This window comes from Falsihalocynthiibacter sp. SS001 (assembly GCF_042445055.1).
In the GTDB taxonomy this organism is placed as follows: Bacteria; Pseudomonadota; Alphaproteobacteria; order Rhodobacterales; family Rhodobacteraceae; genus Falsihalocynthiibacter.
This window is the reverse complement of record NZ_CP170339.1, coordinates 786,077-805,494: the sequence shown is the minus strand read 5'-3', so window position 1 is coordinate 805,494 and position 19,418 is coordinate 786,077. Positions and strand designations below refer to the sequence as shown.

18 protein-coding genes are annotated in these 19,418 nt (G+C 55.1%); 9 read left to right on the top strand and 9 right to left on the bottom strand.

All coding sequences use genetic code 11. The features are described 5' to 3' along the window. Positions 1 to 19: 19 nt before the first annotated feature. The 3 genes from ACFE33_RS04015 to meaB form a co-directional block, all read right to left on the bottom strand. Positions 20 to 379: a hypothetical protein gene (locus tag ACFE33_RS04015; RefSeq protein ID WP_380057232.1), complete on the bottom strand. Its 360-nt coding sequence runs from the start codon at positions 377 to 379 to the stop codon at positions 20 to 22. A 117-nt stretch (positions 380 to 496) separates the two neighbouring features. Further along, on the bottom strand, positions 497 to 784 hold the full coding sequence (gene rpmB / locus ACFE33_RS04010) for a 50S ribosomal protein L28 (RefSeq protein WP_380057230.1): 288 nt from the start codon (positions 782 to 784) through the stop codon (positions 497 to 499). Between the two features lie 199 nt (positions 785 to 983). Beyond that, positions 984 to 1,982, bottom strand: a complete 999-nt coding sequence (meaB, locus tag ACFE33_RS04005) for a methylmalonyl Co-A mutase-associated GTPase MeaB (RefSeq protein ID WP_380057228.1) — start codon at positions 1,980 to 1,982, stop codon at positions 984 to 986. 116 nt (positions 1,983 to 2,098) lie between these two features. On the opposite strand from meaB, the gene ACFE33_RS04000 reads away from it, so the two are divergent. The 4 genes from ACFE33_RS04000 to ACFE33_RS03985 all read left to right on the top strand — a co-directional run bounded on the left by ACFE33_RS04000 (position 2,099) and on the right by ACFE33_RS03985 (position 7,388). Continuing rightward, positions 2,099 to 2,836 (top strand): DUF3108 domain-containing protein, encoded by a 738-nt coding sequence (locus tag ACFE33_RS04000; RefSeq protein ID WP_380057225.1) that lies wholly within the window; start codon positions 2,099 to 2,101, stop codon positions 2,834 to 2,836. Then, a complete protein-coding gene (hrpB, locus tag ACFE33_RS03995; RefSeq protein WP_380057221.1) occupies positions 2,808 to 5,306 on the top strand; it encodes an ATP-dependent helicase HrpB in 2,499 nt (832 codons plus the stop codon). Before ACFE33_RS04000 ends, hrpB begins: the two co-directional genes overlap by 29 nt. 71 nt (positions 5,307 to 5,377) lie before the next feature. After that, positions 5,378 to 5,833 (top strand): NUDIX hydrolase, encoded by a 456-nt coding sequence (locus tag ACFE33_RS03990; RefSeq protein WP_380057218.1) that lies wholly within the window; start codon positions 5,378 to 5,380, stop codon positions 5,831 to 5,833. Positions 5,834 to 5,906: 73 nt separating this feature from the next. Next, complete coding sequence (locus tag ACFE33_RS03985; RefSeq protein WP_380057215.1) at positions 5,907 to 7,388, top strand: inorganic phosphate transporter; 1,482 nt, start codon at positions 5,907 to 5,909, stop codon at positions 7,386 to 7,388. Positions 7,389 to 7,445: 57 nt separating this feature from the next. On the opposite strand, the gene gndA is transcribed toward ACFE33_RS03985, so the two are convergent. From gndA to ACFE33_RS03965, 4 genes are all read right to left on the bottom strand, one after another. Beyond that, on the bottom strand, positions 7,446 to 8,870 hold the full coding sequence (gene gndA / locus ACFE33_RS03980; protein WP_380057212.1) for an NADP-dependent phosphogluconate dehydrogenase: 1,425 nt from the start codon (positions 8,868 to 8,870) through the stop codon (positions 7,446 to 7,448). Positions 8,871 to 8,924: 54 nt separating this feature from the next. Further along, positions 8,925 to 9,851 carry an ornithine carbamoyltransferase gene (argF, locus tag ACFE33_RS03975; protein WP_380057210.1) on the bottom strand — a complete coding sequence of 309 codons (927 nt, stop codon included), beginning with the start codon at positions 9,849 to 9,851 and terminating at the stop codon, positions 8,925 to 8,927. 31 nt (positions 9,852 to 9,882) lie between these two features. Then, positions 9,883 to 11,058: an aspartate aminotransferase family protein gene (locus ACFE33_RS03970; protein WP_380057208.1), complete on the bottom strand. Its 1,176-nt coding sequence runs from the start codon at positions 11,056 to 11,058 to the stop codon at positions 9,883 to 9,885. 199 nt (positions 11,059 to 11,257) lie between these two features. Next, positions 11,258 to 12,001 carry an ABC transporter permease gene (locus tag ACFE33_RS03965; RefSeq protein WP_380058650.1) on the bottom strand — a complete coding sequence of 248 codons (744 nt, stop codon included), beginning with the start codon at positions 11,999 to 12,001 and terminating at the stop codon, positions 11,258 to 11,260. A gap of 217 nt (positions 12,002 to 12,218) precedes the next feature. Between ACFE33_RS03965 and ACFE33_RS03960 the strand changes: the two genes are divergently transcribed. After that, the gene (locus tag ACFE33_RS03960) at positions 12,219 to 12,794 is read left to right on the top strand and encodes a GcrA family cell cycle regulator (RefSeq protein WP_380057205.1); all 576 of its coding nucleotides are present in this window, start codon (positions 12,219 to 12,221) and stop codon (positions 12,792 to 12,794) included. A 35-nt stretch (positions 12,795 to 12,829) separates the two neighbouring features. Here the strand turns inward: ACFE33_RS03960 and ACFE33_RS03955 are convergent, their stop codons facing one another. Beyond that, positions 12,830 to 14,539 carry an AsmA family protein gene (locus ACFE33_RS03955; RefSeq protein ID WP_380057202.1) on the bottom strand — a complete coding sequence of 570 codons (1,710 nt, stop codon included), beginning with the start codon at positions 14,537 to 14,539 and terminating at the stop codon, positions 12,830 to 12,832. 130 nt (positions 14,540 to 14,669) lie between these two features. On the opposite strand from ACFE33_RS03955, the gene rimO reads away from it, so the two are divergent. After that, positions 14,670 to 16,052: a 30S ribosomal protein S12 methylthiotransferase RimO gene (gene rimO / locus ACFE33_RS03950; protein ID WP_380057199.1), complete on the top strand. Its 1,383-nt coding sequence runs from the start codon at positions 14,670 to 14,672 to the stop codon at positions 16,050 to 16,052. Here the strand turns inward: rimO and ACFE33_RS03945 are convergent. Beyond that, a complete protein-coding gene (locus tag ACFE33_RS03945; protein ID WP_380057196.1) occupies positions 16,049 to 16,501 on the bottom strand; it encodes a nucleoside deaminase in 453 nt (150 codons plus the stop codon). The two genes, rimO and ACFE33_RS03945, sit on opposite strands and share 4 nt — an antisense overlap. A 73-nt stretch (positions 16,502 to 16,574) precedes the next feature. On the opposite strand from ACFE33_RS03945, the gene ACFE33_RS03940 reads away from it, so the two are divergent. The 3 genes from ACFE33_RS03940 to ACFE33_RS03930 all read left to right on the top strand — a co-directional run bounded on the left by ACFE33_RS03940 (position 16,575) and on the right by ACFE33_RS03930 (position 19,411). Then, positions 16,575 to 17,489 (top strand): pseudouridine synthase, encoded by a 915-nt coding sequence (locus tag ACFE33_RS03940; protein WP_380057193.1) that lies wholly within the window; start codon positions 16,575 to 16,577, stop codon positions 17,487 to 17,489. A gap of 51 nt (positions 17,490 to 17,540) precedes the next feature. Then, a complete protein-coding gene (locus tag ACFE33_RS03935) occupies positions 17,541 to 18,362 on the top strand; it encodes a TerC family protein (RefSeq protein WP_380057191.1) in 822 nt (273 codons plus the stop codon). 170 nt (positions 18,363 to 18,532) lie between these two features. Next, positions 18,533 to 19,411 (top strand): 5-bromo-4-chloroindolyl phosphate hydrolysis family protein, encoded by an 879-nt coding sequence (locus tag ACFE33_RS03930; protein ID WP_380057188.1) that lies wholly within the window; start codon positions 18,533 to 18,535, stop codon positions 19,409 to 19,411. Positions 19,412 to 19,418: the final 7 nt, after the last annotated feature.

Here is a 19,418-nt window from a genome sequence, read left to right as displayed (position 1 = left end):
AGCAGCTTGTTATGTGCGGTCAGGCAAGCGGCGGCGCACGCGTTCGATGCGCATCCGCTCTCAGCCGTGCAAGGCTCGCCACGCGTACAGGCATCTCGACGGCGGCAAGAGCATGATCCGCAGAATACTCAACAGTCGGGGCCGCCGCCCCCGCAAGCGCTGCCGAGATCATACAATCAGGGCATGTCACCTGAGCCTTAACAGGTTGCCCATCCGCATCCACAAGCACAACAACCGCGCCAGTTCCTGTACAGAGAACCATTTCGCCAACGGCTGCGCCGCGCATCTGGCCCATTGCCGACGCCATGCTTGTCATCAGCATCAACAGTGCCAAAGCATGAACCACGACGGTGCGTGTATGTGCGCGGGAAATCTTCATACGCGCAATATACCCGCCAATTCCGACAACGCACAGTGACAAAACATCACGCGGCGCAACGAAAAAGCCCCGCCAAACTGGCAGGGCTCAATTCAATCTCGCAATGTAAAGCGGCGCTTATGCAGCAGCTTGTGCTTTTGCGATGTCTTTTTTGACTTTCAGCGCAGAGTCAGAAAGCTCAGTGTCCTTTGCTTTTGCAAGGAACGCGTCCAAACCACCACGGTGGTCTACGGAGCGAAGTGCAGCAGCAGAGATTCTGAACTTGAATGCGCGGCCGAGAGTCTCGGACTGCAAAGAAACGTCGTTCAAGTTCGGCAAGAACCGACGACGTGTACGGTTTTTCGCATGGCTGACATTGTTGCCAGTCATGGGGCCTTTTCCGGTCAATTCGCAACGACGTGCCATGATGTACTTCCTCAGGTCGTGGCCAAACGTGGGCGGATCCCAATATCTAGCCGATAACATAAAATGGGCGCCTTACATAGGACACCCTGAATTCCGTCTGGGGCTAATACGCGGAATCACTAGGGCCGTCAAGCGACTGGGCACATGATTTGCAAGAATCCACGCTTTTGCCGAACAAACGGCAAAATAGACCGAATTCTCATGATTTCAAAGCGTCCAATACGCGCGCTGCGGCGGCTGCTGGAGCGACATCTCCGTCACTGACATTGGCGAGTTGTGTCTCATAGGCTGTCTTTAGTGTGGAATCTTCGGTGAGTCGGGCAAGCAACCCGTGCTCAACCTCATCCTTAAACCAACGCTCGGCCTGTTCCGCCCTGTTCGATTGCCAGATTCCGTGCGCCTTGCGCCAATCTGCAAGCTCACAGACCGCACTCCAAATATCCTTTAGCCCGTCCTGCTCAATCGCCGAGGCCATCATCGCACGCGGATACCCCTCTGGATCGCGCGCGCGTTTTCGCAACAGCCGAAGCGCGCCCGTATAATCGGCACAGGTCCGCACGGCCGTTGATTTCAGATCGCCGTCTGCTTTGTTCACCACGATCAAATCCGCGATTTCCATGATGCCTCGCTTTACGCCCTGCAACTCGTCTCCGCCTGCCGGAGCCATCAGAAGCAGGAATACATCCGAGACTCCCGCCACCATGGTTTCACTCTGGCCGACGCCGACAGTCTCAATCAGGATCACATCAAACCCTGCTGCCTCACAAAGCATAACCGCCTCGCGCGTACGGCGCGCCACACCGCCAAGGGTGTTGCTACTGGGCGACGGGCGGATATACGCGTTCTCTTGGCGCGCCAACAAACCCATACGCGTCTTGTCCCCAAGGATTGAACCACCCGAACGGGCCGAACTCGGATCAACTGCAAGTACGGCCACCCGAAGCCCCTGCGCGACCAAATCCATGCCAAAGCTCTCGATAAATGTAGATTTCCCCACCCCCGGAGTTCCGGACAAACCAATCCTAAGCGCTTGGCGTGCGGGTTGAGGTCCGGCTTCGCGCAACGCATCAAGAACGGCCACGGCATCGGCGCGGTGCTTGGGGTTGATGCTCTCGATTAAAGTAATCGCACGCGCCAGCGCACGGCGATTGCCGTCAACTATTGAACGCGCGAGATCAGAGAGTTTTTGAGCATCCACTGGGCTACCTTTCGCCTTATTGTTTGACGGGGTATAAGCAGGATATTGGATAACATTGCCTTTTACCCCATGGTCTTGTCATACCGTGGCTAAGTATCAGAAGGAATACTCATTTAATGCGCACATTCAACCTTGGTTCCGCTCTCGTCGGATTTGGCCTAGCCCTCGTTGTGGCCTTCGGCGGGACACTCGCTCACGCACAAAATGAAAGCGCCCGATACAGGCTGTATGTTGGCGGCATCCCAGCGGGGGAATTGGTGTTCAATGCCCGCAACAACGGAAAAACATACCAGGTTGCGGGAAGCGTTCGCAGCACTGGCCTCGTGGGCGCAATCGTTAAGGTCGGCTATGGTGCTCAGGTTTCGGGAACAATCGTAGGCGGCAAGTTACAGCCCAGCGCCTATACCGAACAAGCAAGCACAGGCCGACGCGATCAAGGCTCCAAGTTAAGCTACAAAAATGGTGTGCCGCAGTTGCTCCAAGCAACACCCCCGCGCAAAAAGCGAGAATGGGATCTGGAGCCTTCAGGACAGAAAGGAACGCTCGACCCGCTTTCGATGATCTATACCCTTCTGCGCGAAGTCGATCAGCAAGACGCCTGCTCCCTAAATCAACGTATGTTTGATGGACGTCGGCTCACTGAAGTTATCCTCGGCGCACCTTCCGTTAAGGACGGTCTCATTTCCTGTGCTGGGGTTTATCGGCGGCTTGGTGGTTTCTCTCCCAAAGATATGGCCGAAAAGAACGAGTTCCGCTTTTCCGTGACTTATGCGCCGACAGCCACGGGGCGTTATGTAGTCGATCGCTTAAGCTCCGAGTCCCTCTATGGCAAAGCGGTCATCAAGCGAAGATAACAACGTGCCAAACGATCACCTGCCCATAGACGACGCCCTCCCGTCGATGATTGCGGCCCTCCAGAGCGAGGGCCGTGTCGTTTTGCAGGCCCCTCCTGGGGCAGGGAAAACGACGCGCGTTCCTTTGGCTGTACTTGAAGCCAGACAAGCAAGCGATGATGGCAAGATCATCATGCTGGAACCCCGCCGCCTTGCCACCCGTGCTGCCGCGGAACGCATGGCGCAAACGTTGGGTGAAAGCGTAGGCGAAACAGTCGGGTACCGCATAAAGGGCGAAACATCCATCGGCCCGACCACGCGTATCGAGGTTGTCACCGAGGGCATTCTCACGCGCATGATCCAAACCGATCCTGAACTGAGCGGCATCTCTACGATTATCTTCGATGAGTTTCACGAACGCAGCCTCAACGCGGATCTTGGCTTGGCCTTTGCATGGGAAATTCGCGGCGCACTCCGTCCCGATCTACAAATCATCGTCATGTCCGCAACGCTCGATGCCGAGCCCGTCGCCGCCTTGCTCGATGATGCGCCCATTATTACGTCTGCTGGTCGCGCCTTTCCCGTCGAAACGCGCCACCTTGATAAGCCCCTCCCCAAGTCCGAACGTTTCGAACGCTCCGCCGCTGATCTTGTCGAACGCGCAGTTCGCGAAACCGAAGGGGGTGTTTTGGTATTCCTCCCCGGAGAGGGCGAGATCAGACGTGTCGCAAGCGCACTCTCTGGACGGCTTTCATCAGATGCGTCCCTACACATGCTATATGGAGCGATGGGTTTTGCAGAGCAGCGCGCCGCCATTGCCCCTGCAAAATCAGGCCGCAAAGTAGTTCTGGCGACCGCAATTGCCGAGACATCACTGACCATTGAGGACATACGGGTGGTTGTTGATTGCGGCAAATCTCGCCGCGCGCGTTTTGATCCAAATTCGGGAATGTCCCGCCTTGTCACAGAGCCAGTTTCCCGCGCAGAGGCAGAACAACGTCGCGGTCGTGCGGGGCGCGTGGCAGAGGGCGTATGCTATCGACTTTGGACAGCAGGCCAAGAAGGCGCCCTCCCCGCATTTGCCCCTGCAGAAGTAGAGGCCGCGGACCTCACATCGCTTGTGTTGGAGCTTGCCCTCTGGGGAACGACGTCACCACAAGAGTTGGCGTTCTTAACCCCGCCAAGTAAGGGGGCATTTGCAGAGGCGCAACGGCTTCTGCGATCGCTAAACGCGCTTGATGAAAACGGGCGCATCACCGCACACGGGCGGCAAATCGCGTCACTTCCTACCCATCCGCGCCTTGGGCACATGTTGCTTATCGCTGGCAAAAACGCGGCGCCACTCGCGGCCCTCATCGCGGGGCGCGACCCGCTACGGGGGGCACCGTCCGATGTGGCTATGCGCCTAAAGGCTCTCGATAATCCCAAAGCATTCGCGGCCGCACATCCCTACACGCCAAATCGCGGCGCTATCGAAACGCTCCGCCAAGATGCCAAGAACCTCGCGCGGCTTGTTTCAAAACTAAAACCTCCCACGACGCGCTATTCCACCGCCGAGATGGCCGCCCTCGCCTATCCCGATCGCATTGCGCTGCACCGAAATGGGGATGCGCCACGATTTCTGTTGTCTGGCGGGAAAGGCGCAATCTTGGATGCCGCCGATCCGCTATCAAGCAGCCGCCTCCTTGTTGCCACTGATCTGGACGGGGATCGCCAAGACGCTCGCATCCGTCAGGCCCTGCCGATTGCGGAATCCGAACTTCGCGGATTATTTGCCGATCAAGTTCATTGGACGAACCTCTGTGAATGGTCCCGCCGAGACAGGCGCGTCATCACACGCAGACAGGAGCGTTTCGGAGCCCTTATCCTTAACGATCAACTCTGGAGTGATGCGCCAGACGATGAGATCGCTCGCGCCGCACTCGACGGAATACGAGACATCGGATTTCCCACAACGCCCGCTTCTGAACGGCTGCTGGCGCGGATTGCGCTATTTGCGGATGAAGGCTTTCCAAGCGCTGATACCAACTCGCTGCTGGAAAGCGCCGAGGATTGGTTGCTTCCTCACCTGATCGGCCTAAAGACAGAGGCCCAACTTCGAAAGTTTGACCCGACAGAAGCCTTGCGCCAAATGCTTTCATGGGAGCAAATGCAAACGCTCGATCGGTTGGCCCCCGCGCATTTTGTAACGCCGCTCGGGAATAAATCTGCAATCGACTACTCCGGCGAATCCCCTGAAATATCAGTACGCCTTCAGGAAATGTTCGGTGTCTCAAGCCACCCGACTGTTGGACCAGAACGTATTCCACTGCGCATCACGCTCCTTTCGCCCGCGCGCAAGCCACTCCAAACGACCGCCAACCTGCCCGGTTTCTGGACAAGTTCCTACGCGGACGTGCGCAAAGACATGCGCGGCCGCTATCCCAAGCACCCGTGGCCCGAAGACCCAACCCAAGCTGCGCCAACCTTGCGTGCGAAACCCCGTAAATAGGCAAATATTTGTCTTTTGTTAAAGCTTGTAATATATTCAAAGAAAATGACAAAAAACGTGAGGCTGGTAATATGACAAACGCTCTTAAGAAAGCGTGGGAAGAATTTGTTTCTCCACTGCTAAAACGCCCTGCACGGGTTCAGGTAGCTGCTCTTTGCTCCAAAGGCGACGGCAGCGAAAAACGCGTGCTCTTGATCACAAGCCGCGACACCGGTCGCTGGATCCTTCCCAAAGGTTGGCCAATCGACGGTATGGACGCCGCCCATGCCGCCAAGCAGGAAGCGTGGGAAGAAGCGGGCGTAAAAGGCCACGTTAACAACAACCCAATCGGTCAGTTCTCATATGAAAAAGAGCTGGACACAGGCGGCGTGTCGCGATGTGACACCTCTGTTTTTGAGGTCAAAGTCACCGAACTCTTGGAGGAATTCCCAGAAGCCGAGGAACGGACTCGCAAATGGGTAACCCCAAAAGAGGCAGCAAATATGGTTCAAGAACCGGAATTGAGCGCAATTTTGGCCGCTTTGTAACAGTTTTTCGACAAAACTCTTGAACCATGGGCGACCTGCCGTTAGCGCTCTTGCAAAAGCCGAGGGGTAAGTGATGTCGGATTCGCCAAAGCCAAACCAGTGGCAGACACTGGACAAAGATCTCAACAAAATTAGCCAGCTTGAAACGGCGACCGCATATGTTTCGAGGCCTCTTTTGGCGCCTGGAATTGCGTTTGCGTTTATCGCGCTGACCGTCTTGCTTGCGGCGCTCTTCTTTGAGGCCTCAACTAACAGTTTCGTCGTCATCGCTGCTGCGGGCTTTGGGGCCTATATGGCGCTTAACATCGGCGCTAACGACGTTGCCAACAACATGGGCCCAGCGGTTGGTGCCAACGCCCTGACGATGGGATCGGCGATCGTCATCGCGGCGCTGTTCGAAAGCGCAGGCGCGTTAATCGCTGGCGGCGATGTGGTATCCACAATTTCAAAAGGGATCATAGATCCCGCCGGATTTGCAGAAACACGCATATTCATATGGGCAATGATGGCCGCGCTCATCAGTTCGGCGCTTTGGGTTAATCTCGCAACTTTCGTTGGCGCACCTGTGTCAACGACGCACTCCGTTGTTGGCGGCGTGATGGGCGCAGGGATCGCAGCCGCAGGGTTCAGCGCCGTAAACTGGCCAACCATGGGTGCCATTGCCGCAAGCTGGGTTATTTCACCGGTACTTGGCGGTGTCATTGCCGCCGCATGTCTTGCCTTCATCAAGACCAAGATCATCTATCAGGACGACAAAATCGCCGCAGCGCGTAAGTGGGTTCCGGTACTTATCGGCGTAATGGCCGCTGCATTTTCGGCCTATCTGTCCCTCAAAGGTCTAAAGCGGATCATTGAAATCGACATTCTAACTGCCCTTCTTATTGGTGTGGTCGTTGGGGCGATTGTTTATGTTGTCTCTGCACCGCTCATCAAACGTCAGTCCGAAGGGCTAGAGAACCGCAATAAATCGCTGAAAGTTCTCTTCGCAGCCCCACTCGTTATATCGGCGGCAATGCTCTCGTTTGCCCACGGAGCGAACGATGTTGCCAATGCCGTTGGCCCGCTCGCGGCAATCGTTCATGCGAGTGAGTTTGGCGATTTCTCGGCCAAGGTCGAAATCCCGCTTTGGGTAATGGTGATCGGTGCACTAGGGATTTCGTTTGGCCTTGTACTCTTTGGCCCAAAACTCATCCGCATGGTCGGGAGCCAGATCACTAAATTGAACCCCATGCGCGCGTATTGCGTGGCGCTGTCGGCCGCCGTAACCGTGATTGTCGCAAGCTGGCTCGGACTTCCCGTTAGCTCAACTCATATCGCGGTTGGTGGCGTATTTGGCGTAGGTTTCTTCCGTGAATGGCATACGGAGCGCCGCCTTCGCAACAGCCGTCAACAACGCCCGCCAGAGAAGCGTATTGCCCCAGAAGAACGCCGCCGCCGCAAACTTGTGCGCCGCAGCCACTTCATGACGATTATTGCTGCGTGGGTCATCACGGTTCCAGCTGCCGCGGCGATGTCCGCCCTAATCTTCATCATCCTAAACACGCTCGTCGTTTAGGACAAAAAAGTACCGTCAGAACGCACATAGCACTCTGACGGTACATTTGTTTTCTAGTTATTTCGCGTTCATCGCCCAAGGGCCATGGTGTGCACCAGGCTGATCTACACGCTCAAATCCGTGCGCGCCAAAGAAGTCGCGCTGCGCTTGAACAAGATCCGTTGTACCGCGCGCTAAACGCATCGTATCGAAATACGCGAGTGCCGCTGAAAATGCCGGTGTTGGCTGACCGTTCATCGCCGCAGAAGCAACAACCCGACGCAATGCCGCCGAACCCGACTTAAGGCGCTCGGCAAAGGCTGGCGCAAGAATGAGACGGTCTTTGGGCATTTCACCACGGAACGCTGCGGAAATATCGTCCAACAACGCCGAGCGAATGATACAGCCAGCGCGCCAGATTTCGGCAACGCGTGCCATATCCAAATCCCAATCATAGGTTTCGGACGCCGCAGTCAGAATATCGAACCCTTGCGCATATGCCAGAATACGCGCCGACAGCAACGCATCGGCCAAGTCTTCTTCGCTTACGGCGGGGCCGCCTTCGGGGGTTACGGTCAATATCTCAGCGCCCGCTTCGCGAACGTCTTTGGCCGCCGACCAGCTCCGCGCACCAACGGCCGCTTCGATTGTAGATGCCGATTGACCGAGGCCCAGAGCCTCGATGACTGTCCAGCGCCCTGTTCCCTTTTGGCCGGCACGGTCGAGGATAATATCGACCATCGGCTTAGCGGTTTCCTTATCCGTAGCCGCCAAAGCCTTGCCCGTGATTTCCACAAGATAGCTCTTGAGGTCGCCCTCGTTCCAGCGATCGAACAATGCGCCAACTTCAGCCGCAGACTTGCCCTGCCCGTCACGCAGGATGCCCCAAACTTCGGCGATCAACTGCATGTCGGCATATTCGATGCCATTGTGAACTGTCTTAACAAAGTGTCCCGCACCATCAGGACCAAGGTGCGCTGTACATGGGTCGCCTTCGTATTTAGCGGAGATGGCCTTAATGATCGGCTCAATCGGTTCGTAGCTTTCGACTGGGCCACCAACCATGATCGAAGGACCAAAACGCGCCCCCTCTTCGCCTCCGGAAACGCCCATGCCAACGAAACGGAAACCATCAGCCGCAAGCGCAGCATCACGGCGGCGCGTATCGTGAAAATTAGTGTTGCCAGCGTCGATGAGTGTGTCACCCTTATCAAGGTATGGCTTCAAGGCTTCGATCTGATCATCGAAGGGTTTGCCCGCAGGGACCATCAAGATGATCGCACGAGGTGAAGCGAGCGAATTGACAAAGCTCTCTAAATCATCGCAACCGATGATATTCTTGGACAGTTCACCCGCTTCTGCTGTGAATTCTGCGACACGGGAAACCGTGCGATTTGTAACGGCAATCTTGTATCCGTTATCCGCAATATTCAGCGCGAGCGCACTGCCCATTGTTCCAAGTCCGATGAGACCGATCGCGGCCTTATCCCCATGTTCCGACATATTGAGTTCCTCAAATCTGTGGTCGTAATAGCGTTATCGACCACAGATAAAGGCTTATACGCCGAGACACCAGCGCATCACTGCTTTTTGTGCATGCAAACGGTTTTCGGCCTCGTCAAAAATGACCGACTGTGGGCCATCCATAACTTCGTTTGTCACTTCTTCTTCGCGATGGGCGGGCAAGCAGTGCATAAACAACGCATCGGAATTAGCTTTATCCATCAGCGCCTTGTTGACCTGATAGGGATACAAGAGATTGTGCCGACGTTGCCGCGCAGATTGAGCGTCATGCATGGACACCCACGTATCAGCAACCACAAGGTCCGCCCCCTCAACGGCCTTGGCCGCATCGCGTTCAATCTCGATCTTTACCCCTTTGGCGCGCGCTTCTTCGAGAAACTCGGCTTCTGGATCAAGTTCCTTGGGGCCAGCAAACGTAAAGTCAAAGCCAAATTGCCCTGCAGCATGAATGAAAGAGGCAGCAACGTTGTTGCCATCCCCTGTCCAAACGACTTTCTTACCGCGGATCGGGCCGTTGTGCTCTTCGAAAGTTTGGATGTCGGCCATGATTTGGCAAGGGTGCGTGCGATTGGTTAGCCCGTTAATCACCGGTACAGAAGCGTATTCGGCAAGCTCGAGAAGCGTCGCCTCTTCGAAGGTTCTGATCATGATGAGATCGACATAACGGCTCAGAACCCGCGCAGTATCAGCGATGCTTTCGCCATGTCCGAGCTGCATATCGCTACCTGACAGGATCATCGTCTGTCCGCCCATCTGGCGCACGCCCACGTCAAACGATACGCGTGTCCGCGTCGAAGGCTTCTCAAAGATCAACGCAACCATCTGGCCTGCGAGTGGTTGCTCGTCATCAGGCGTGCCTTTTGGCTTGCCAATACGAGCATGTTTCATGGCTTTCGCTTGGTCAATCATTCCGCGCAAATCGGCAGGGTCGGTTTTATTAATGTCCAAAAAGTGGTTCATAGTGTTTCCTTCACGGGTAACCCCGCGCAATTTATGCGTTTGTTATTGATTTTGCGGTCGCCTCGATGCGTACAAGCGCCTCGGCGATATCCTCATCTGTTAGATTGAGCGGCGGAAGAAGGCGGATAACATTATCGGCCGCAGGAACGGTGATAACTTCGTTCTTATACCCAGCAGCAACGACGTCCCCACATGGCGGAACACACTTAAGACCAAGCATAAGCCCAGAGCCGCGTACCTCTTCAAATACGTCAGGGTAAGACGCGACAAGCCTTTCGAGCCCCTGCCGCAAAAGTCCCGCTTTGCGGTTCACTTCGCTCAGGAATTCTGGAGTGCTGACTTCTTTCATAACGGCGTGACCAACCGCGCATGCGAGTGGGTTGCCTCCATAAGTAGAGCCATGCGTACCCGCGGTCATGCCCGATGCGGCATCCTCTGTTGCAAGCACAGCGCCTAGCGGGAAGCCGCCGCCAATTCCTTTGGCGACCATCATAATATCGGGCGCAATACCCGCCCATTCGTGAGCAAACAGACGTCCTGTTCGTCCCATGCCGCATTGAACTTCGTCGAGCACCAACAATACGCCCGTTTCGTCACAAATTTCGCGCAGCGCCTTAAGATCTGCATCCGCAAGAGGACGAATTCCCCCTTCTCCCTGTACAGGTTCAACAAGGATCGCAGCCGTATTCGGATTGATCGCATCCTTTACCGCCTGAACATCACCAAACGGCAAATGCGTAAAGCCCGCAACTAAGGGACCGAACCCTTTGGTCATCTTTTCAGAGCCCGCTGCCGCAATCCCCGCCGCAGAGCGACCGTGGAACGACCCTTCGAATGTTAGGATTTCGACGCGCTCTGGTTGATCCTTATCGAACCAATATTTCCGCGCCATTTTCACAGCCAACTCACACGCTTCAGTACCGGAATTCGTGAAGAATACCGTATCTGCGAATGTCGCCTCAACCAGTGCATCCGCGAGCGCGGTTTGCTGTGGAATTTCATAGAGGTTGGAAACATGCCACAGGCTTTGCGCCTGCGCCGTCAAGGCCGCCACCAGACTCGGATGAGCGTGCCCAAGAGCAGACACCGCAATTCCCGCGCCTAGGTCCAAAAATCGGCGTCCATCCGCTTCGATCAGCCAAGCACCTTCGCCCTTCTCAAACGAGAGAGGAGCGCGATTATAGGTTGGAAGAACGGATGAAATCATCGTGGTGGTCCTTATGAAAAACTTGTGGTGCCGCATGGGCAACCGCATGTCAAGATTGTGGGGAAAACTGCGCAAATATTGCGCGAAACCAATGGCAAATGGGCCGCAGCTAGAGTTAGCGTCGGCGTCGGTTAGAAGTATTTGCACAAGTGGTCATGCGGGCCGTATACCCGCAATCAAACCCGTTGGGAAGAATTTTCTAGGGCTTCATCCGATAGCCGCGCGCAAGCCAGTACCAGCACAACGCCATTACTGCCAACAACGTCACCACGCAGACCAAGAAACCAAACCATGGCGTATCAGTATGTCCGATCACGCCGTAGCGTGCACCGTCGATCAGGTAATAAACTGGGTTCACACGCGTTAGGTTCTGAACCAGAGGCGGAAGACTGTCGATTGTGTAAAAAGTCCCCGACAAAAACGCGAGCGGGGTCACGATGAAGTTTGTAATGGCTGCCATCTGATCGAACTTGTTGGCATAGATCCCCGCGACAATCCCCGCCGCCCCCAACAGAGCACTCCCCAAAAACACAAAGACCAGCGCCCAAATCGGGTGATGAAACTCAATACCCAGCAACAGCCACATCCCGAGTCCGATCGCCACGGCGACCATCATTCCCCGTGCGACTGACCCTGCAAGATATCCAATCAAGAGTTCCATGGGCGAAAGCGGCGGCATGAGCGTATCGACGATATTCCCTTGAACCTTGGAAATGACGATCGAGGACGATGTATTGGCAAAAGCGTTCTGAATGACGGTCATCATCAAAATACCTGGCGCAAGGAAATGCAGGAATGGCACGCCGTCGACATCGCCACGGCTGGGACCAATCGCAACGCTAAAGATCGCAAGGAACAAAGCCGCCGTTACGAGCGGCGCAAGGAGCGTTTGCGTCCACACCACCACAAAACGGCGTGTCTCGCGTTTCGCTAGTGTTGCCATTCCGAGCCAGTTAAAACGGCCAAAACGGCGCTCTCCGAGATTTGTTGCTTGGTCCAAAGCGGATTTCCTTCACGTTCTGGCGCTGATTCACGCGGATTCGGTCTCTGTGCCTTGTATCCCGTGACGGGGTGTTTAAAATAGGGGGTGAACAGAATTCTTTCAGGCTGCACGCGCGGGCCATTGTTGGTGTGCGCTTAGCTCTATTAAAGGAACAGATATGTCTTGGACAGATGAGCGCGTTGAGACCCTCAAGAAAATGTGGGGCGAAGGCCAGTCTGCGAGCCAGATTGCCAAAGAGCTTGGTGGTGTGACGCGAAACGCCGTGATCGGGAAAGTGCATCGTTTGGGCTTGTCCAACCGTGCGACTACCACATCAAAACCAGCGGCCGAGAAAAAGCCTGCAGCGGCCAAGCCTGCTGCGGCCAAGCCAAAGCCAACCGTTCCCAAAGCGGAACCAGAGCGCGCAGCGGCAAAACCAGCGAGCACAGAGCCGCCGCGTCCGATCCCAGTACGCAAGGCGATCATTCCGGCCGGTCAACCATTGCCGCCGCAGCCTTCGGCCAATGAGATCAGCCCCGAGGCAATGGCCTCTGTTCGTGAAGTTGAGAAAACAGCGAAGAAGCTCAATCTCATGGAACTGACCGAACGCACATGCAAATGGCCCATTGGTGACCCCGCGACAGATGAGTTTTGGTTTTGTGGTTTGGATGTAAAAGCTGGCAAGCCATATTGTGAGGCGCACGTCGGCGTGGCGTTCCAGCCCATGAGCAACCGCCGCGACCGTCGCCGCTAAAAATCCTAGGCGCTCCTTATCGGGGCGCCTTTTTTTTATTCTGTGCGCGCCACCGAAGCCGCCTCAATGGAATACACGGGTGCACTCCAAGACCCCGACATATTTAGCCGCATCGCAGGATCCGCCAGCGCACTCACGCCGATATCCAGTGCTTTTGGCCCAAGTCGCACATCACCGGTTACTCGCATCTCGCCCCCGTCCCCACGCAATGCGAAATCCTCTAAGCGCACATTACCGGCCTCCATACGCATCGCGCCTTGCGCAAAATCAATCGCGGTTTGTTGCGTGTTCCCTGCTGAGCTGGCGCTACGCTGATTCAGCATGTTCCACCAGTTCGCGCCGCTAATGGTAGCATCATTCAGGGTCAGGTTGCCTTCTCCCGATAGGCTATTCACGATTTCCTTCATCGTATCTCCCAACCCCAATAGCTGCATGTCACCTGTCGCCATACCCGAAGTCTTCACCATCGAAGTGCCCATGAACGGGCGGATATTCACGTTCTCAAAGTCAACATCCGCACCGACCGATCCGTTCCCGCGCCCGTTCACAACAACATTGCCCACGACCTCGCCACCATAGGCAGACAATTTCAGCAACTCTAGCACTGCCCTCCCCGTGTTGAGGTTAAGCCTAAGCTGGCTCGGGCCGAAATGAAGTGACCCAACTTCAAGCGATTCCGCCGAGAGGGATATATCCGCGTCTATTGCAAAGAGACGTCTCATCGACAAAGGCTGGTCCGACCATTCACCAGACGCGGTACTGCCCTGCTCATTTAGCGGAAGGTTCAAAGCATTCAGAGAAAGGTTCCGCGCTGCGAACACGCCTTTTATCATCGGACGGTCAGGCCCTGTTGTAATGTCGAAATCGCCTGTAAGGGATTGGCCGCCGACGCGTATTTCGCCGCCGCGCAGATAGGTTTCCCCCGCCGCGGTGCGGGTGACTCGCCCCGCAAGCTGTAAGCGCTCGTTTGGTGGCGAAATATTGATGCTAAGCCCCCGAAATATATCAGACGCGCTGTCCGTTCTAAGGCTCATCTCCCCATCAAACTCCCTCGCGGCAATACCGAGGCGACCGTCAAACTCTAACGTTGTATTGGCATAGATTGTCTTGGTCTTTACGTCAGACACACGACCGGACAGAAACGCTCTCGGTTGCGCAAGTGTGGTGTTTGTCTCAAACAATACGCCATCGCGAAGCGCCGAAAATGCCACCTTCGCTGGCATTCCCCGTTCTGTCACGCTGATCCGTGCATCGAATTCTTTAAGGGTCTCACTATCACCGTCCCGACTGTCGATATATCTTAGCACCCCTCCAGACGAAGATACGGCACGGATCAGAACACTTCTATCCGTGGACACTTTTGGAGTTAACTCCCAGTTATGCGTCCCTTCTTTGTTCGTCTCTAGATGAATCTTAGGAGCAAGAAACTCTAAGTTTCGCACCACCAAATCGCCGCGCAGCAGGGGCATCCAGTCAATATGAATATCAACGCCCTCCGCCGAGAGTATTTTGGGCGCTTCGCCCCACTTGGCATTCGCGATTGTAACGGGGCCTGTTGTCAACTTCGGACGCGGGAAAACGCTTGTCGTCACATCTCCTGAGATTGTGACAGTGCGCCCTAGGACAGCTTCAAGCTCGGAGATTACGGCATTTGCCAAGCGTTTCGAAGGGATCAAGGCGATTGCCAACACACTCAGTAAAGAGAGCGCCAAGAGCAGTTTGAATGCCCTGAAAATCCACCGCATCCTTATCCTCAATCCTTGTTCTTAACGCCAAGCGTAGTCCGCTCGCACTCTCAAAACAATGGGCGGTATTGCGCGGAACGCCCTATAGCACGTTATTGCCCCGCCGAGTGCAGGGGTGTATAGCCCACCAATGAGCCAGAATCCTCCAAACCTTCGCCCAGATCTCGCGCCACGCGCGAAAATCTCTGATCCCATCCGTGACGGCCAACCCAAGATCGGGATGGTCAGCCTTGGATGCCCCAAAGCATTGGTCGACAGCGAACGAATCCTTACACGGCTGCGTGCCGAAGGTTATGCCATTTCGCCTGATTATGCTGGCGCAGAAGCGGTGATCGTCAACACCTGTGGTTTCCTGGATAGCGCCAAGGCCGAAAGCCTTGAGGCAATTGGAGAAGCCATAAACGAAAACGGTAAAGTTATCGTTACGGGATGCTTGGGCGCCGAGCCCGAGTACATCACGGGCGCTCATCCAAGCGTTTTGGCGGTTACTGGCCCGCATCAATACGAGCAAGTTCTGGATGCGGTGCACCTTGCCGTTCCGCCAAACCCCGATCCGTTCGTAGACCTGCTTCCAGCGCGCGGAGTGTCCCTGACCCCGCGCCACTTTAGCTATCTAAAGATTTCCGAGGGCTGTAACCATAAGTGCAAATTCTGCATCATTCCGGATATGCGCGGCAAACTTGCAAGCCGTCCTGCGCACGCTGTTCTGCGCGAAGCTGAGAAGCTCGTGGATGCGGGTGTTCGCGAACTTCTGGTGATTTCACAGGACACAAGTGCTTACGGGCTCGACCGAAAATACGACGTAAACCCTTGGCGCGATGGCGAAGTTCGGAGCCACATCACAGATCTCGCGCGAGAATTGGGCAGTCTGGACGCGTGGGTTCGCCTTCATTACGTTTACCCGTACCCCCATGTACGCGATCTCATTCCACTTATGGCAGATGGGTTAATCCTTCCCTATCTCGACATCCCGTTCCAGCATTCGCATCCCGATGTGTTACGCCGCATGGCGCGTCCCGCCGCTGGGGCAAAAACACTCGACGAGATCAACGCTTGGCGTGAAATCTGCCCCGATATGACGCTGCGCAGCACGTTTATTGTTGGCTACCCCGGTGAAACCGAGGCCGAATTTGAGCATCTTCTTGAGTGGCTTGATGAGGCACAGCTCGATCGGGTTGGTTGTTTTCAGTACGAGAATGTTGCTGGCGCTCGGAGCAATGCACTTCCAGACCACGTGCCAGCCGAAGTAAAAGAAGAGCGCTGGCACCGTTTCATGGAAAAATCGCAGGCAATCTCTGCGGCTAAGCTTGAGAAAAAAGTCGGCACCATCCAAGAGGTAATTGTGGACGAAGTTGATCAAGACGCTGCCACCTGCCGAACCAAAGCAGACGCGCCCGAAATCGACGGGAATTTGTTTATTGACGAGGGTTTTGAGCACCTTAAGCCTGGCGATATGGTCAAGGTATTGGTGGATGAAGCCAACGAATACGACCTTTGGGGCAAGATCGTTTAGCGTAATGACTTGAAGAATTCCCGCAGCAATTCTTCGGACGCTGCGGCCCCTATACCGTCATAGATTTCGGGAACGTGGTGCGCCTGTGGGTGGCTAAAAATACACGGCCCCTGCTCAATTCCGCCCGACTTAGGATCGCTAGCCCCATAGTAAAGCCGACCAATCCGCGCCGCGGAAATCGCCATCGCGCACATAGGACATGGTTCAAGCGTCACGTACAGATCGCATGACGTCAACCGCTCTGAGCCGAGTTTGGAACAGGCCTCGCGAATGACGAGGACCTCGGCGTGAGCTGTCGGGTCGTTGTTCCCGCGCGTTCGATTCCCTGCTTGGGACAATACCGCGCCATCAGGACCAACAAGGACTGCACCCACGGGCACTTCGCCACGGAGCGCCGCTTCTTGCGCCTCTCTTAGGGCCAAATCCATATAACTCTTGAACTGAAACATGGCGCTTTGTGCCTGTTTCCGCGTATTCTGCCAAGCCGCTTTCTATTTCTCGCGCGGTAAGATAAAGCGAGGCATGGAAAATTCTGGTTCGAAAAAAGGCGATCGCATCGCCAAAGTCATGGCCCGCGCAGGCGTAGCATCTCGCCGCGAAGTAGAGCGTATGATCGAAGCTGGCCGTGTATCGGTCAACGGCAAGGTCATCGAAAGCCCGGCCCTTAACGTGACTGAGGCCGACAAGATCAGTCTTGACAATGAGCCGATTGCCGAGCCTGAGCACGCTCGTTTATGGTTATATTACAAGCCACTAGGGCTTGTTACATCCAACAGTGATGAGAAAGACCGCCAGACAGTATTCGATACACTACCCGAGGAAATCGGACGCGTCCTGAGCGTGGGGCGTTTGGATATTAACTCCGAAGGTCTGCTCTTGCTCACAAATGACGGCGGCATCAAACGCAAGCTTGAGTTGCCCTCAACTGGCTGGTTACGGCGTTACCGCGTGCGGGTGAATGGCCGCCCGACCGAAGAAACCTTTGCACCGCTGCGCAAAGGAATCACCCTTGAAGGCGAAAAATTCCAACCCATGCACATCACGCTTGATCGACAACAAGGCGCGAACGCTTGGCTGACTGTCTCGATTCGAGAAGGCAAGAACCGTGAAATCCGTCGCGCGATGGACGCCGTTGGCCTTTCTGTGAACCGTTTGCTGAGGGTGTCATACGGCCCGTTCCGACTCGGCGAACTCAAGCCGGGCGAACTCGAAGAGGTTAAGACGCGCGTGTTACGCGACCAGTTGGGCCTTGAGGGTGAAGACGCCGCTCCCAAGCCAAATCCCGTTCGCAAACGCAAGGGACCGCCAAGTAAATCTACGCCTCGCCCACGTGGAACCGAGATTGAACCGCCAACGCGACGCGGCGCGCCCGCAAAACGTGGAAAAGGTGCCGCCCAGCGCCCAACAGGAAAGCCACGCGGAAAACCACGGGTTTGACCTCGGCCCAAACTGCGCTAACTGTTAAGAATTATTTAACGGAGCGCATTTATGGCCGATCTATTTACCCTTTCCACCCTTGGCACCCTCTTCATGCTGATTTTCCTTCAGGCGGTGCTTGGGTTTGATAATCTGCTGTACATTTCCATTCAAAGCCAACGCGCTCCTGCCGAAAAACAGAAGTCTGTAAGGTTTTGGGGCATCATCATCGCCGTCGCCTTACGGGTGGTTTTACTCTTTGTTGTCAGTGGCTTGATAGGCGCGCTATCTGAGCCATTCTTTGTTTTCAACGTCCCCGGCATAATCGAAGGAGGCGTAAACTTTGCTACCGTCGTCTTCGTCTTTGGGGGGGGTTTCATCATGTACACCGCGGTGCGTGAAATCGCGCATATGCTTTCGATCGACGATCTGCATCACGACACCAGCCCCAAAAATCACCAATCTGCGACCTCTGTTGTGCTCCTGATTGTAATGATGAACCTGATATTCAGCTTCGATTCTATCCTATCGGCGCTCGCGATCACGGATCAGTTCGTGCTACTCGCCGCCGCTATTCTGACCTCGGGCCTTGCGATGCTGCTCTTGGCGGATCATGTGACAGTCTTCCTCCAGAAAAACCGCATGTATGAGGTGCTTGGCCTGTTCATTCTGCTTATTGTAGGCGTCGTATTGCTCGGCGAAGCGGGAACAGCAGCATCACACGCAATGCATGACGAGTCGCTGCATATCAAACTCTTTAATCACGCGGTTACCCCCATGTCCAAGAGCACCTTCTATTTCTCTGTGGTGGTTCTGTTTGCTGTTGAAATTATTCAAACAGGCTACTCGCGCAAACTGGCCAAGGTACGTGCCGCCACACAAAAAGGGCATTAATTCGATAAGCGCGTAGGCGTTTTACTAGCAAGAAACAGAATACTGTCCTATATCTTAACAATATTTAAACCCTAACGGGGATCAGCAATGGCAGAGACTGGATTACAAAAGCTCGCCTTCGTATTCCTTTTGGCGCTCATTATTTACGTTACGTTTTCAGGAGGCGTTTGATGGCACAGAAGTTCGGAGGAAAATATAGCCCAGAAGGTTCGCAAGGTGACGCCCAAAGCGCCACGCCACATCCCTTTAAGGGGAAGAAACCGGCCCGCGCCCAAGCACGTGTAAACCTTCTGTTCATAGCTCCGCTTCCGCTTGCCTTCATCGCGTTTTTCCGCGAACCGATCGAAATGGCCGCGTCGCTCTTGGCCGTTGGATTACTCTTGTTTTCGGCGTGGATGACACGCGAGGGGGTCGCTGCGCATCAAGCTTATGACGCGCGAACAGTTGCGCGCCGCCCCGCAATGCCCCGCAAGTTGTTTGGCGCAGTCCTGATGGGTGCTGGTCTTGCTACGGCTGGATTTGCGGCTTCTGCGGGTGTCGTTTCGGCTGTAATTTTTGGCATTTTGGGCGCGGCACTTCACATTGCATCCTTTGGCATGGACCCGATGCAGGATAAAGGCACCGAAGGGATCGACAGCTTTCAACAGGATCGTGTCGCCCGCGTTGTTGAAGAGGGGGAACGTCATTTGAAAACCATGACCGAAGCCATAAAGCGTACCGAAGACCGCAAGCTCATTGCACGGGTCGAACAATTCAAAACCGTCGCGCGCAATATGTTTCGAACAGTCGAAGACGACCCAAGAGACCTCACCGCAGCCCGCAAATATATGGGCGTTTACTTGATGGGCGCACGGGACGCGACGGTCAAGTTCTCGGAAATTTACAACCGCAACCATAGCCAAAAAGCGCGGGCTGATTACGAGAATCTGCTAGATTATCTCAGCTCGAATTTCGAAGCCCGCACACAGAAATTACTCGAAAATAATACCGGCGATTTAGACATTGAAATTGAAGTGCTTCGCGAGCGTCTTGCGCGCGAAGGCGTATAACGGGGGA

Bases quoted from the DNA above. Each gene is read 5' to 3' on its own strand.
- rpmB (WP_380057230.1), bottom strand. From the start codon at position 784: ATGGCACGTCGTTGCGAATTGACCGGAAAAGGCCCCATGACTGGCAAC.
- ACFE33_RS04000 (WP_380057225.1), top strand. From the start codon at position 2,099: ATGCGCACATTCAACCTTGGTTCCGCTCTCGTCGGATTTGGCCTAGCC.
- ACFE33_RS03935 (WP_380057191.1), top strand. From the start codon at position 17,541: ATGGCCGATCTATTTACCCTTTCCACCCTTGGCACCCTCTTCATGCTG.
- ACFE33_RS04015 (WP_380057232.1), bottom strand. From the start codon at position 379: ATGAAGATTTCCCGCGCACATACACGCACCGTCGTGGTTCATGCTTTG.
- argF (WP_380057210.1), bottom strand. From the start codon at position 9,851: ATGAACCACTTTTTGGACATTAATAAAACCGACCCTGCCGATTTGCGC.
- ACFE33_RS03930 (WP_380057188.1), top strand. From the start codon at position 18,533: ATGGCACAGAAGTTCGGAGGAAAATATAGCCCAGAAGGTTCGCAAGGT.
- rimO (WP_380057199.1), top strand. From the start codon at position 14,670: ATGAGCCAGAATCCTCCAAACCTTCGCCCAGATCTCGCGCCACGCGCG.
- ACFE33_RS03945 (WP_380057196.1), bottom strand. From the start codon at position 16,501: ATGTTTCAGTTCAAGAGTTATATGGATTTGGCCCTAAGAGAGGCGCAA.
- ACFE33_RS03940 (WP_380057193.1), top strand. From the start codon at position 16,575: ATGGAAAATTCTGGTTCGAAAAAAGGCGATCGCATCGCCAAAGTCATG.
- ACFE33_RS03985 (WP_380057215.1), top strand. From the start codon at position 5,907: ATGTCGGATTCGCCAAAGCCAAACCAGTGGCAGACACTGGACAAAGAT.
- gndA (WP_380057212.1), bottom strand. From the start codon at position 8,870: ATGTCGGAACATGGGGATAAGGCCGCGATCGGTCTCATCGGACTTGGA.
- ACFE33_RS03960 (WP_380057205.1), top strand. From the start codon at position 12,219: ATGTCTTGGACAGATGAGCGCGTTGAGACCCTCAAGAAAATGTGGGGC.
- ACFE33_RS03970 (WP_380057208.1), bottom strand. From the start codon at position 11,058: ATGATTTCATCCGTTCTTCCAACCTATAATCGCGCTCCTCTCTCGTTT.
- hrpB (WP_380057221.1), top strand. From the start codon at position 2,808: ATGGCAAAGCGGTCATCAAGCGAAGATAACAACGTGCCAAACGATCAC.
- ACFE33_RS03990 (WP_380057218.1), top strand. From the start codon at position 5,378: ATGACAAACGCTCTTAAGAAAGCGTGGGAAGAATTTGTTTCTCCACTG.
- ACFE33_RS03955 (WP_380057202.1), bottom strand. From the start codon at position 14,539: ATGCGGTGGATTTTCAGGGCATTCAAACTGCTCTTGGCGCTCTCTTTA.
- ACFE33_RS03965 (WP_380058650.1), bottom strand. From the start codon at position 12,001: ATGGCAACACTAGCGAAACGCGAGACACGCCGTTTTGTGGTGGTGTGG.